Source organism: Methanothermobacter sp. THM-1, from assembly GCF_009914355.1.
Taxonomy (GTDB): domain Archaea; phylum Methanobacteriota; class Methanobacteria; order Methanobacteriales; family Methanothermobacteraceae; genus Methanothermobacter; species Methanothermobacter wolfei.
In genome coordinates this window covers 14,825-27,203 of the sequence record NZ_CP044013.1, presented here as the reverse complement: position 1 = coordinate 27,203, position 12,379 = coordinate 14,825, and the positions used below count along the sequence as shown (strand labels likewise).

Sequence of the window (12,379 nt, the reverse complement as noted above, 5' to 3'; positions counted from 1 at the left end):
TCGTGATTATATGATTCAAGAAGCCCTTAAATCACTGCGAAAGGGAGAAATGGTCCTCGTATTTGATGCTGATAACCGTGAAAGAGAAACCGACATGATCGTGGCCGCTGAACACATAACCCCCGAACACATAAAGGTCATGCGCAATGATGCCGGGGGACTCATATGCGTCCCGGTATCCCATGAGAACTCCGAGAAGCTCGGCATACCCTACATGACGGATGTGATGAATGAGGCCTCAGAAGCCTTCCCTGTCCTTGGAAAGCTATCACCCTATGACATACCCTACGATGAAAAATCAGCATTCTCAATAACGGTGAACCACAGGAAAACCTTCACCGGGATAACAGACAATGACAGGGCCCTTACAATAAGGGAGCTTGCAGATATATGTAGGGATGGAAGACACAGCGAATTCGGAGATCTCTTCAGATCCCCCGGCCATGTAACCCTCCTAAGGGCAACTGATGGTCATGTTACAAGAAGGAAGGGTCATACAGAGATGAGCATAGCCCTCATGGAGATGGCGGGACTTACTGGAGTCGCTGTATGCTGTGAGATGATGGATGACAGGACCGGGAACTCCCTTCCAACTGAAGATGCCATGAGGTATGCCCGGGAGCATGACCTTATATTCATGAGCGGAGCCGATCTCATAGAATCCTACAGAGAGTTCAGATCATAGAGGTGTTGATATGGAGAGGATGAGGATAGGTATCAGTGGACTTGACGATACCATAGGCGGATTCCCCATGGGACGATCCGTGCTTATAACAGGCGAACCTGGATGTGGAAAGACAATCTTCGGTCTGCGTTTCGCGATAAGCAGCTGCATGGAGGGGTACCATACCATCTATATCACTGCCGAGGAGGACGCCAGTGACCTTCACATACAGGCCAACTCCTTTGGATGGAACACCCAGGAACTGGAGGAGAAGGGTCTGCTTAACTTCATTGAACTTACAGGTATAAGGGCAAGGATAACCGAAGCAGAGCTGAACATGGACATGGACCCCATGAAGGGCAACTTCACAAAGATAATTCATGATATTCCCCCTGAGACAGAGGTTGTGGTTATCGACAGCCTGGGGGGTACACGGCCAAACTCACACCCTACGAGTTCAGGAATCAGTTCGATCTCCTTGTATATGAGCTTAAGCAGAGGGGTATCACATCGGTTATAATCCTTGACAGTGCAACTTCAAAGGAGTTCAATGAACTGGCCCTCTTCTCTGTCTACGGTGCCATAAAGCTTGGTAGACGTGAGAATCCCTACACCGGTCGAAGGGAACGTATAATGGATATAGTGAAGATGAGGAGCACCCGGACTCCCCTGCAGTTCCTCACCTATGAGATCGGTGGCGAAGAGGGTATCATGATAACCGAGGGTAAAGAGGAAATCTCTGAAGATGATTTTCAGGTCTGAAGGCATCATTCCGGGGGATGATTAATTTTTTTGAATATCCTCTGTATCTCATCAGGGGTTAAGTAGCCCCTGAAATCTGGTTTTTTTGCAGAGGAGATTATGGATTCAATGTCAAGGTTCTCCTCGATGGTATTCATTGCCATGATGCAGAAGTCCTCAAGTTTTATCTCAACCTCGGGTGTGCCTCCCCTCTCCTTCATCTCAACCCGGGGTATGGTCATGAACCTCCCATGGGATGCCCGCTCAGCTATATCCATGTCATATACCCTGTTAAGGATTGTATGGGGCACCTGGATCCCCATGGCCTCAAGAACGTCTATATGGGCCCGGAGATCGACCACTGCAGACTCTATCCCACCCTTGCTGCAGCCTGCGACCAGTATGACAGGGATGCCTGCTGCGGCTGCAATCTCGGCCCCTGAGTAGGGTGTTCTTTCATTTAAAAGTCCTGTGAGTATGCTCATAACACCCTCAACGAGCACTATGTCATAGCCCCTGCCCCTGATGGATTCAAGCACGTCCTGGAGGTCCATCCAGCCCAGGTGGCCTATCCTTATGGATGAATGTTTCTCCATCGGCTCCTTAACAAGGTAAAGTGCAGGTACTATGTCCCTGACGTCGGGTCCGACCTTCATGACACCTACACGCAGCCCCCTCCTCCTGAGGGCACCTGCAAGTCCCGTTAGAATGAATGTCTTCCCTGAATCAGAGCCTGTTGATGCTATCATGAGGACGGGTGGGACATCTGAACTCTTCCTCTGAGGATTTTCAGTTACCTTCTCACCGGTTATACCGATCTGGGATCTTATCTTCCTCCTAAGTTCCCGGTTGGATTCCATTATCCTTTCACGGTCCTCGTGGTCAGCGTCAAGGAATCGGAGAATGTTTTCAACCATCGCCGGGTTTTCATCAAGGCATCCATGGACCATTGTCCCTGCAATGTTTCCATCATCACTGCAGACCCCCGATGTCACCTCCAGGGTCGTGTCCCTGTAGTCCGCTCTCCTTATAATGGAGCGCATGATCTCATCTGCATCCCCCCTTATCTCCCCGTAGGTGTGGCAGTGGAACCCTGTGACCGTCTCACCCATCAAGTCCCTGGTGAGGAAACATTCACCGGTTATCCTTGCTTCAACACGGTCATTGCTTATCATTGGATGGAATGAAACATCAAGGAGCCCCAGTCCCTCCCTGTAGATGGGGCAGGGTGACTTTCTCCCTATATCTGTCTTCCTGGCAAGGACCTGGAACCCTGAACATATACCCAGTACAAATTTGCCACTGGACGCCATCATCCTTATTTCAGTTGCAAGTTCCCTGGAGAGGCTTCCTGATTCAACAATACTACCCCCGGGGATTATTATCCCGTCAAGGACCCTGTGGGCCCTGGTGCCGTCCACAAGACCGTTATCACCCACTATATCCGTTGGGAGGAAGCCGAAGGTTTCAAATGCAGGTACCGAACCACGGAGGTATGCCAGGCCGATTCTCATGGAAACACTCATGTATCAGTTAAGTTCTGCGATCTCCCTCATTGCAGCAAGGATCCTAGCATCATCCCCTGGTTTTGCCTGGAGCTGAAGTCCCACAGGCACGCCCTTCACCGTACCTGCCATCATGCTGGCGGCGGGTATCCCTGCAAGGTTGGCTATCACCGTGAGGACGTCATATGCATACATCTCCATTGGTTCAAGTTCCTCTCCGAGACTGTGGGGGAGTTTTGGAACCGTTGGGCCGAGTATAACATCAACGTCCCTGAGTATCCTCTGTATCTCCCTTCTTATAAGTGACCTTGCCTGCAGGGCCCTCTTATAGTACCTGCCGGATAGTTCCTTCTGGCTTATGTAGGATCCCATATGGATTCTCCTGAGGACCTCGGGGCCGCAGACATCCTCTATCCTGTGGCCGTACTTCCTCCCATCATACTTCCTTGTTGCAGAGAAGAATTCAACGTAATTTATAAGGTAGTATGTTGGCAGGCAGAGGTCTATGTGGCTGAATTCCAGTTCAACTATCTCCGCACCCTCATCCGCTATGACTCCAAGCTTATCCTGGATTATACGATCTATGGAGTCATCTGTAACCTCAAAGAATTCCTTAACGACTCCAAATTTCATCTCATCGAGTTTAAGGTCGGCTTCAAGGTCAGCGGCTCCGTCGATTGTTGTGGGGTCGGCAGGGTCATGGCCAGATATAACCTCAAGTGCAAGTTTTATGCCTGATACATCGGCTGCGAGGGGCCCTATCTGGTCAAGGCTCATTGCAAGGTCAAGGAGGCCCTGCCTTGATACCAGGCCATAGGTGGGTTTGAATCCCATGACTCCGCAGTGGGATGCCGGGTTCCTTATCGATCCTCCGGTGTCTGAACCGAGTGCAATGTCACACATCTCTGCAGCCACTGCAGCGGCGCTTCCTCCGCTTGAACCTCCAGGGATCCGTCCAGGTGCTGCCGGGTTATCTGTAGGGCCGAAGAAGGATGTTTCGGTTGAGCTTCCGGCTGCGAATTCATCCATGTTGGTCATCCCTATTATCACGGCATCCTCTTGCTTCATGCGTTTTATGACGGTGGCATCATAGCTTCCCCTGTAATTTTCCAGGGTCTTTGATGCTGCAGACACCGTGAAGTCCTGGACGTTTATGTTGCTCTTAACCCCTATAACGAGTCCCGCAAGCCTTCCTGTCTTCTCCCCCCTCTTTATCCTTGAATCGATCTCCTCTGCCCTTCTTATGGCCTCATCAGTGTTGATCTCTATGAAGGCGTTGATATCTTCATTCCTCGCCTCCACCGTCTTTAGGAAGCCTTCAAGGTTTTCCAGTGCAGTGACATCATGATTCTTAACCATCTCAACCTTCTCAACAATATCCATGGTTAACACCTGTAATTCCGGAGTGAACTTATGATCAGATGAGCATTCAGGCGGTCCTCGAAACCGTGAATCCGCCGAGGCTACACCATCAGGGTTATTTGATTTTCAGTCCCTGGAATGCCTTAATGGTAATTTCATTTTCAACACTAATAAATGTGAAGATGGAGTAATAATAATGATGGGACTCTGGAAGAGAATATTATTATCATGACAGGTGAGCTGATGGAAAAAACTGTTATACTTAAAAAGAGCCATGTTGAGGATCTCCTGAGCATGGATGACTGTTTGAAGGCCGTTGAAACCGCCTTTATCCAGGATGCCCTCGGGAAGGTTCAGATGCCCCCAAAGAATTATCTTTTCTTCAGGAGGTATGGGGGTGATCTGCGGATCATGCCATCCTACCTTGAGGAACTCGAAATGGCAGGTGTGAAGTGTGTGAATGTCCACCCCTCAAACCCGGGGAGGTACTCGCTGCCAACCGTCATGGCGGTTATAGAACTTGTGGACCCTGAAACCGGATTCCCCATTGCCCTCATGGACGGGACATATATAACTGATATGAGGACGGGTGCCGCTGGTGGCGTTTCAGTCAGGTACCTTGCAAGGAAGGACTCCGGTACACTTGGAATAGTGGGTGCCGGTAGACAGGCCTGGACCCAGCTGATGGCGATAGAGCGGGTTGTTGACCTTGAAGAGGTGTATGTATACTGCAGAACACCTGAAAACCGTGAAAAATTTGCTTATAAGGCTTCAAAGACCTTTGAAGTTCTTGTGAGGGCTGCTTCAAGTCCGGAGGAAGCTGTGAGGGGTATGGATATTGTGGTGACGGTAACCCCCTCAAGGGAACCTGTGGTGAAGGCTGAATGGGTGTCCCCTGGTACACATATCTGTGCAATGGGTGCCGACGCCCCCGGGAAACAGGAACTTGATCCGGAGATTCTCATCAGTGCAAGGGTTTTCTATGATAACTGGGAGCAGGCATCCCACAGCGGGGAGATAAACGTTCCCCTCAAGATGGGCATACTGGGAGAGGATGACCTCTAGGGGACCATAAGTGATGTTATAACCGGGAGAATACAGGGGAGAACGTCAGATGATGATATAACAGTCTTTGATTCAACCGGGCTCTCCCTTCAGGACGTTGTATCCGCATGGATGGTCTATGAAAGGGCCGTGGAAGAGGGTAGGGGTGTTGAAATAGATCTTCAGGGATGATGATAAGTCTCCATGAACACCCACATCCTCTCTTGTTATCTCACTCATTGATTCAGGGATGATGATAAGCTCTATTGGATGCAGGGACTGTTAATAGACCTCAGATGATGCTCTAAATTTCAGGGCCAGAAAGCGGTCATAAGGGATGCATGGCCCTATGGTTGGATGAGGTTAATGGGCATAGGGTCCATCCCGCAGATGTGCAGGGTTTTATAGTTGTATCACCATAACTCTTAATGGAGCTGTGATACCATGTACCCCACCAGGACGTATATGAACGAACTCCTCAACAGGATGGACCATGTATTTGAGAGGATGAGGATACTCAGCAGGACAAGATCCTTCAGGAAGGAAGAGATCGAGAAAATAGACTATCACCTGACAGAGATCATGAAGATACTCAACCAGTACAATTGATATTATGACCGAACTCCTTCTTTTCACGTTAACCTCATTTTTAATCGGGCTCTCAGGTGCAGTTGCCCCAGGCCCCCTTCTAACGGTCACGGTGTCTGATTCAGTTCAGAGGGGTTTCAGGGCAGGATCATCGCTGATTACGGGACACATAATCGGAGAGGTCATCATAGTTGCCCTCATATTCCTCGGCCTTGGATACATCCTCTCCTCTGAAGCCGCATCATCCCTCACAGGACTTGTTGGAGGATCTGTGCTCATATGGATGGGTGCCATGGGTCTAAGGCGATCCGATATTAAAACCGAAGGTTCAGATGAAGGGGGGTCCTTCCTCAAGGGACTTGTTATCAGCTACTCAAACCCGTACTTTTTCATATGGTGGGGGGCCGTTGGAGCCGCCCTCATGTACAGGGGGGTTGAGATGGCGGGTTTCCTGGGGATTCTGGGCTTTCTTGCAGGTCACTGGCTGGCCGATATTGGATGGTACAGCACCGTTTCATTCCTATCATCAAGAAAATCCTTCGACACCGGCTCCATAGCCTACAGGGTCCTGATGGTGGTATGTAATGGTTTCATAGTCATTGCAGGACTGTACTTCGCATTGAAGGGTGTCCTTTCCATTGCTGCATAATTGCAGGACCATACTTCACAGTGAAGGGTGTTCTATCCCTTGCCGCGCAATGAATCACCCCCCCTGATGCATGAACATGCTGAAAACTGAACGATGCAGACCTCAACCACACAGAATCCCGGCCCCCGCAGTAAAACTGCAGGATTAATATGGAACTGAAGACATAACTGGTTATGATGAAGGCGGTTGTTTTTGATAACTCAGGGACACTTATAAAGAGATACAGGGCCCTTAAGAACCTTAAAACAGGTGAGATCTGTGATTACATGAATTCACTGGACCTGGTGGATTACAGTTACAGGAGGGCCCTTGTTGTACTTCAGACGGATCCATCAGAATGTATAATCAATGCCAGGGGTGATCAGACAATCTACGAGTTCATCACAAGAAATCGGATAAGATTTGATATCAGCTACTCCAGCGGGGATGCCAGCAGGGAAGACATCCTCAGAATACTCAGGGGGGACCCTGCAACCGTGAGGGACATACAGGACACCATAAGGGCCGTTGTTGAGAAGGACTACAACATACAGATATGCAGTGGCTCAGGATTCATCGTCAACCTTGACAGAAATACCGTGGAGTTCACCATAACCGCCGGGGGAAAACTATTCCCGGAGGTCCCTGCTGTCATAGAGGAACTCAAAATGAGGGATATTGACATCTACGTTGCATCAGGGGACAGGCAGGGTTCACTGAGGGAACTTGCAAGGGTGATCGGCATCCCCAAAGAGAACGTCTTTGGAACAGCCGATACTGAAGGGAAGGCAAGGATAATACGAGGACTCAAGGAAAGGTACAGCAAGGTTATGATGGTTGGCAACGGACCCAACGATATCCTGGCCCTCAGAGAAGCCGATGTTGGTGTTTTAACCCTTCAGCAGAATGAAGACGTGCCCCCGAGAGTCTTTGATGCCGCCGACCATATAATAGTGAACATAATGGACCTCTTGGATATAGATTTCTAGCCGATCCCTTAAACTGCCTTATAAAAACTATTGGGGGGTGATTTATGGCTGATATAAGCATAGTTCAGGTGAATGATACCCATGGATACCTGAAACCCCACCCTGAACTCTTCTGGGAGGGTGGGAGTGTGAGGTACGAGACCCTTGGTGGTTATCATCACATTGCAGGTATCCTCAACCGGATCCGTGATGAGGGGAACACCCTTCTCCTTGACTGCGGTGACACCCTCCATGGCACATACCATGCCGTGAGGAGTCAGGGCTCCGCAATGTTACCTGTGCTGAATGAGACGGGATTCGATGCCATGACAGCCCACTGGGAATTTGCATATGGACCTGAAAACTTCATTAAACTCTCAGAAAAGCTTAATTACCCTGTTCTGGCTGTGAACTGCTACTATAAGGGGACCAGTAAGCTGGTTTTTAAACCATACCGTATCCTGGATGTGGGTGACCTTCAGGTTGGTGTAATCGGAATAGCATCCAACATAGTGGATAAGGTGATGCCCCCATGGTTCAGCAGGGGCCTTGAATTCACCCTTGGCCTTGATGAACTTCCATACTGGATTGAAGTCCTCAGGAACCAGGAAAGGTGGATCTCATTGTCCTGATATCCCATCTGGGTTTTCCACAGGAATGTCAGCTGGCATCCGATGTAGATGGTGTGGACGTGCTTCTGAGCGCCCACACCCACAACAGGCTGGAGAAACCCTTCATTGTGGGGGACACCATAATAATCCAGTCAGGATGCCACGGGTCATTTGTGGGGCGCCTTGACCTTGAAGTTGATGGTGGCGTCCGGAGATTCAGACATGAACTGATAAAGGTGAAGGGCGAACCCGACCCTGACACTGAAGAACTGGTCCTGAAGGCGACTGAAAAGGACAGTGATTACCTTGAAAGGGTGGTTGGCTCAACCAGCACCCATCTCAACCGTTACACGATAATGGAGTCAACCATGGATAACATTCTACTTAAGTCAATAATGGCGACGGGAGAATTTGACGTTGCATTCTCAAATGGTTGGCGTTACGGGGCTCCGGTGCCTCCAGGAGACATTAAAGTTGAGGACCTCTGGAACATCATACCCACCAATCCCCCGGTATCCAGTGTGGAGCTTACTGGAAGGGAAATATGGAATATGATGGAGGAGAACATAGAGCTGACCTTTTCAAGGAATCCATACAACCAGATGGGAGGTTACCTTAAAAGGTTCATGGGTATGGAGATCTACTTCAAGATAGAAAACCCTCCCGGGGCCCGGATACAGAAGATATTCATAAAGGGAAATCCATGGACCCCTCAGGGAGGTACAGGGCCGTCTATGTTACATCACAGGGCGTTCCTGATGTTTATGGTGAAAACCACTCAGCCTCCTATTTAAGGGCCGTTGATGCTCTAATTGAATACGTGGAGAGGAAGAGTCCTGTTGAATCTGAAATTAATGGCAGCATAACAGCAGTATAAATGGTGGTTTGTGATGAAGTACCGTGTCGTGTTCCACCTTGATGAGGACGATGACATGAGGGTCAGTCTTGCACTGAACAATATAAGAAACCTTATTGCTGACCTTGTAGATGTGGAGGTTGAACTGGTGGCCTATGCTTCAGGTGTGAATCCGCTAAGAAGGAACTCAGGGTATTCAGATACCATTAAGATGCTCATGGATAGGGGAGTGAAATTCGCGGCCTGCTCAAACACCCTCAAAGGGGATGGGCATAGGTCCTGAGGACCTCCTGGATGGTGTTGAGGCCGTTCCATCAGGTGCCAGGGAAATAGTAAGGTGACAGGCTGATGGCTGGGCCTACATGAGACCCTAACCTAGAGGAATCGCTTCAGAATTATTATCAGGTAGCAGAGGGAGCTCTGATCAGGGAAGAAGGGGGTTACCGCCATTGCCAGTAAAGCCGCAACAGGCATTAAAAGGTTTTTGATGAATGAATCCCTGTAAAATTTCATTTCAACACTCAGAAGTCCCCTGTGATATGAGTAGAACCAGTTCAGTGTTAAAAGGACCCCTATGATGAACATGTTCACATGGAAGAACATGTTTGATGCTGCAAGGCCTTTGCTGTTCCCAATGAGCTCGGTTGAAAAGGAGACCAGGGCCACGAACATGAGCCAGAGCAGGTTTATCCAGAGAACCCCTGTGTCAGCACCTTTAACCTTCTCAAGGTGTATGTGGTTAACCGCCAGAACACTCCCAGGAGAATGAAGCTCAGGGCATAGGTGAAGAGCTGGGGTGCCAGCGAAGAGATGTGGGTCTCCATTGATGATTCCGCTGTAATGTTACCTGGTAACTCGATGGTCAGGACAAGGAGGGTCATGGCAATGGCGAAGATTCCAACAGTAAGTCCCTCGATAAGATTCTTTTTCATCAGCATTAAACAGTCCCCTCATTCATGATGGATCTTTCAATGATCCTCCTGCTCTTAAGGACCCCCTCATAGCTGTTGAGTTCTATAACGCCCCTGTGAACTGATTTTAGGAGGCCCAGTTTAAGGGTTCCCTCGCCGAGGGGGAGGTGCTGGTCCCTGACCCCATTGTTGTCACTAAGATGATAGTGGGTGGTCCTCCTTATTTCAAGGAAATCCTCAAGGAACCCCGTGGTATTTGCATGGCCAATATCAACTGTTGCATGGCATCCGCATTTCTCAACAAAGTCCTGGTGTTCACTGGGGGTGTTGCAGAGGTATGAAAACCTTCCAGGCATGTTTTCAACAGAAAGTTTAACACCCTTATCCTCAGCATACCCTGCGCATTCCCTGATGTTATCGATGGCCATTTCCAGTGCAAAGTTCCTTATCCTCTCCTCCTTCCTGTGCACCACTCCAGGGTGGGTTGTGACGGTTGTTGCGCCCATCATGGATGCCAGTTCAATTGTCTCCAGCATCTGCCTCCTTGTCTCCTCCCTCACCCCCGGGTTCATGCTTCCAGGGTTAAGGTCTATGGTTGGTGCATGGAGCAGCACCTCCACATCATAGGACTCAACTATCTCGGCTGAAAATCCATCCTCCATCAGCCTCCTGGGCCAGTAAGGACCCTCACAGAGGACCTCTATAAGCTGAAATCCATCCCTTTCGGCGGTCTCAAGCATATCCTCAAGGGATTTCATGAAGAGCGCCAGTGTTGAAAACCCGAGCTTCATATCTGATCACGTAATCATGTTCTATCATCAACATTTATCAGTTTTTCTATGCTGATCCCATAATGACCCTGAAGAACCAGTAAAAGCCATTATTGAAGGTTTTTTAAAATTTTGAAGTTAAATATCCCGCCTATTTCCTTAAATCTGTGAATGAGTACAGTTCATGTATCCATAAGCTGCACCGAAAATTATATATAACTCATGATATATCATTAAATCGATATATCAAAATCTGGAGATGTTAGGGTTGGAGAATGAAACAGCACCCTCTGACAGAGAAGCTCGGAAGTTTGATGAAAAGATAATAAAGAGCTTCATGAGGGGATTTGGAAAGACAATGATCCTCTGGATGATAAGTAAGGAGAAAATCCATGGCTATGAGATAATGAGACGCCTGGAGAAGTTCTACTCCCTTGAGGGCGCCCACTGCCGGATCAAACCACCGGGCCCGAGCGTTGTCTACCCTGTGCTCCATGACCTTGAGAAGAAGGGCCTCATAAAGGGGAGCTGGGAGATGCACGGAGAAAAAAGGGTGAAGTACTACGAGATAACCCCCCTGGGAGAAGCCACCATTGATCGTATAAGGGATATAATGGAAAAACACGTCTCAAAGATCTGGGAGGACTTCTGGAGGGATATTTTCCCATCTGAAAGGGATGGGGAGGGTGAAGAATGAAATATGCAATCGAAACCTTTGACCTTACAAAAACCTACGGGGACTTCACTGCAGTTGACAGTCTCAACATGAAGATAAAGAAAAACTCCATATTCGGGTTCCTGGGCCCCAACGGTGCCGGTAAAACAACCACCATAAAGATGCTAACCTGCCTCATACCCCCAACATCAGGCACCGCCAGGGTGGCAGGCCACGACGTGCTGGAATCCCCCGACGAGGTGAGGCAGAAGATAGGTATGGTGCCCCAGAAGGTCAGCCTCTACATGGACCTCACAGCCAGGGAGAACGTTGAAATGTGCGCTGACTTCTATGGTATGCCCCAGGATCTCAGGGAGACCCGGATAGATGATCTGATGGAACTGGTGGATATAAAGTACGCTGCAGACAAACCTGTTGGCCAGCTCTCAGGGGGACAGCAGCAGAAGGTATCCCTTGTTGCAAGCCTCATACACCAGCCAGACATCCTCTTCCTTGACGAACCCACCATAGGGCTTGACCCGACAACCAAGAGGGTGCTCTGGGACCTCATTGATGAACTCAACAGCAGCGGCCATACCATAATACTCTGCTCCCATGACATGTACGAGGTGGAACTGCTATGCGACTACGTGGGCATCATAAATCAGGGGGTCCTTGCGGCCTTCGACACCCCCCAGGGCCTGAAGGACACCCTTATAATGGAAGAAGAATCCGTGAAGGCCCGTGAAATCACAGGAATCCTTGATAAGATTGAACAGGAAAGTGCTGAACCCGGAGAAACAGGGAAAAAAGGGGGGGTCTGCAGGGGTACCGAGATAAGCATGCTGATAACAAACCTCACAGACGACCTTCTATCTGAACTTGAATCCCTCCCGGTTACATTGGAGGTCAGGAAGCACCGCACAGGCAGGGTAATCCTTGAACTTGACGAGAAATGTGAAACAGCCATAAACGAAGTCCTCATGGCTCTCCTAAGGAACAACGCCCGTATAACTTCAATATCCACCAGGGACCCATCACTGGAGGATGTGTTTATAAAGGTTACCGGAGGGTAG

14 protein-coding genes and 2 pseudogenes are annotated in these 12,379 nt (G+C 49.2%); 11 read left to right on the top strand and 5 right to left on the bottom strand.

Translation table 11 applies throughout. The annotated features are described in order from the left end of the window. The first annotated feature begins 10 nt into the window (after window positions 1–10). The gene (gene ribB, locus FZP57_RS00150) at window positions 11–685 is read left to right on the top strand and encodes a 3,4-dihydroxy-2-butanone-4-phosphate synthase (RefSeq protein ID WP_074358245.1); all 675 of its coding nucleotides are present in this window, start codon (window positions 11–13) and stop codon (window positions 683–685) included. A 10-nt stretch (window positions 686–695) separates the two neighbouring features. Further along, window positions 696–1,426 (top strand): annotated as a pseudogene (locus tag FZP57_RS00145) (ATPase domain-containing protein). Between the two features lie 5 nt (window positions 1,427–1,431). Here the strand turns inward: FZP57_RS00145 and FZP57_RS00140 are convergent. Together FZP57_RS00140 and gatA are read right to left on the bottom strand one after the other, a co-directional pair. Next, window positions 1,432–2,919 carry an AAA family ATPase gene (locus FZP57_RS00140; RefSeq protein ID WP_074358243.1) on the bottom strand — a complete coding sequence of 496 codons (1,488 nt, stop codon included), beginning with the start codon at window positions 2,917–2,919 and terminating at the stop codon, window positions 1,432–1,434. Between the two features lie 15 nt (window positions 2,920–2,934). Next, window positions 2,935–4,293, bottom strand: a complete 1,359-nt coding sequence (gene gatA / locus FZP57_RS00135) for an Asp-tRNA(Asn)/Glu-tRNA(Gln) amidotransferase subunit GatA (RefSeq protein WP_074358242.1) — start codon at window positions 4,291–4,293, stop codon at window positions 2,935–2,937. Between the two features lie 207 nt (window positions 4,294–4,500). Here gatA and ala point away from each other — a divergent pair. From ala to FZP57_RS00105, 7 genes and pseudogenes are all read left to right on the top strand, one after another. After that, window positions 4,501–5,508, top strand: a pseudogene (ala, locus tag FZP57_RS00130) (alanine dehydrogenase). Between the two features lie 252 nt (window positions 5,509–5,760). After that, the gene (locus FZP57_RS00125; protein ID WP_191216293.1) at window positions 5,761–5,925 is read left to right on the top strand and encodes a hypothetical protein; all 165 of its coding nucleotides are present in this window, start codon (window positions 5,761–5,763) and stop codon (window positions 5,923–5,925) included. A 4-nt stretch (window positions 5,926–5,929) separates the two neighbouring features. Further along, complete coding sequence (locus tag FZP57_RS00120; protein ID WP_191216292.1) at window positions 5,930–6,553, top strand: LysE family transporter; 624 nt, start codon at window positions 5,930–5,932, stop codon at window positions 6,551–6,553. A 173-nt stretch (window positions 6,554–6,726) separates the two neighbouring features. Further along, window positions 6,727–7,521, top strand: a complete 795-nt coding sequence (locus FZP57_RS00115; RefSeq protein ID WP_074358240.1) for an HAD family hydrolase — start codon at window positions 6,727–6,729, stop codon at window positions 7,519–7,521. 44 nt (window positions 7,522–7,565) lie between these two features. Beyond that, window positions 7,566–8,132, top strand: a complete 567-nt coding sequence (locus tag FZP57_RS09190) for a hypothetical protein (protein ID WP_238337918.1) — start codon at window positions 7,566–7,568, stop codon at window positions 8,130–8,132. After that, complete coding sequence (locus FZP57_RS09185) at window positions 8,114–8,905, top strand: bifunctional UDP-sugar hydrolase/5'-nucleotidase (protein ID WP_238337917.1); 792 nt, start codon at window positions 8,114–8,116, stop codon at window positions 8,903–8,905. The genes FZP57_RS09190 and FZP57_RS09185 overlap by 19 nt, the downstream gene beginning before the upstream one ends. Window positions 8,906–9,001: 96 nt before the next feature. After that, window positions 9,002–9,250, top strand: a complete 249-nt coding sequence (locus tag FZP57_RS00105) for a DsrE family protein (protein ID WP_074358239.1) — start codon at window positions 9,002–9,004, stop codon at window positions 9,248–9,250. A gap of 92 nt (window positions 9,251–9,342) precedes the next feature. On the opposite strand, the gene FZP57_RS00100 is transcribed toward FZP57_RS00105, so the two are convergent. The 3 genes from FZP57_RS00100 to FZP57_RS00090 are packed head-to-tail and all read right to left on the bottom strand — an operon-like array spanning window position 9,343 to window position 10,669. Further along, window positions 9,343–9,639 carry a hypothetical protein gene (locus tag FZP57_RS00100; protein ID WP_084531089.1) on the bottom strand — a complete coding sequence of 99 codons (297 nt, stop codon included), beginning with the start codon at window positions 9,637–9,639 and terminating at the stop codon, window positions 9,343–9,345. Window positions 9,640–9,653: 14 nt separating this feature from the next. Then, complete coding sequence (locus FZP57_RS00095; RefSeq protein WP_191216291.1) at window positions 9,654–9,899, bottom strand: TMEM175 family protein; 246 nt, start codon at window positions 9,897–9,899, stop codon at window positions 9,654–9,656. 5 nt (window positions 9,900–9,904) lie between these two features. Continuing rightward, on the bottom strand, window positions 9,905–10,669 hold the full coding sequence (locus FZP57_RS00090) for a sugar phosphate isomerase/epimerase (RefSeq protein WP_074358238.1): 765 nt from the start codon (window positions 10,667–10,669) through the stop codon (window positions 9,905–9,907). 238 nt (window positions 10,670–10,907) lie between these two features. On the opposite strand from FZP57_RS00090, the gene FZP57_RS00085 reads away from it, so the two are divergent. Together FZP57_RS00085 and FZP57_RS00080 are read left to right on the top strand one after the other, a co-directional pair. Continuing rightward, entirely contained in the window at window positions 10,908–11,345 is a 438-nt protein-coding gene (locus FZP57_RS00085) for a PadR family transcriptional regulator (protein ID WP_074358237.1), read from the top strand. Continuing rightward, a complete protein-coding gene (locus FZP57_RS00080) occupies window positions 11,342–12,379 on the top strand; it encodes an ATP-binding cassette domain-containing protein (RefSeq protein ID WP_074358236.1) in 1,038 nt (345 codons plus the stop codon). Before FZP57_RS00085 ends, FZP57_RS00080 begins: the two co-directional genes overlap by 4 nt.